Origin of the sequence: Shewanella sp. NKUCC05_KAH, from assembly GCF_019345585.1 — a bacterium.
In the GTDB taxonomy this organism is placed as follows: domain Bacteria; phylum Pseudomonadota; class Gammaproteobacteria; order Enterobacterales; family Shewanellaceae; genus Shewanella; species Shewanella oncorhynchi.
In genome coordinates, this window is record NZ_JAHKQZ010000061.1 from 1 (window position 1) to 261 (window position 261).

At 52.1% G+C, this 261-nt stretch carries 1 rRNA gene; it reads left to right on the forward strand.

Annotated features, from left to right (window positions below):
* Positions 1-261, forward strand: a 16S ribosomal RNA gene (locus KO533_RS22855); the annotation flags it as partial.

Genomic DNA, 261 nt, shown 5'->3' on the forward strand with positions numbered 1-261 from the left:
GTACGGCCGCAAGGTTAAAACTCAAATGAATTGACGGGGGCCCGCACAAGCGGTGGAGCATGTGGTTTAATTCGATGCAACGCGAAGAACCTTACCTACTCTTGACATCCACGGAATTCGCTAGAGATAGCTTAGTGCCTTCGGGAACCGTGAGACAGGTGCTGCATGGCTGTCGTCAGCTCGTGTTGTGAAATGTTGGGTTAAGTCCCGCAACGAGCGCAACCCCTATCCTTATTTGCCAGCACGTAATGGTGGGAACTC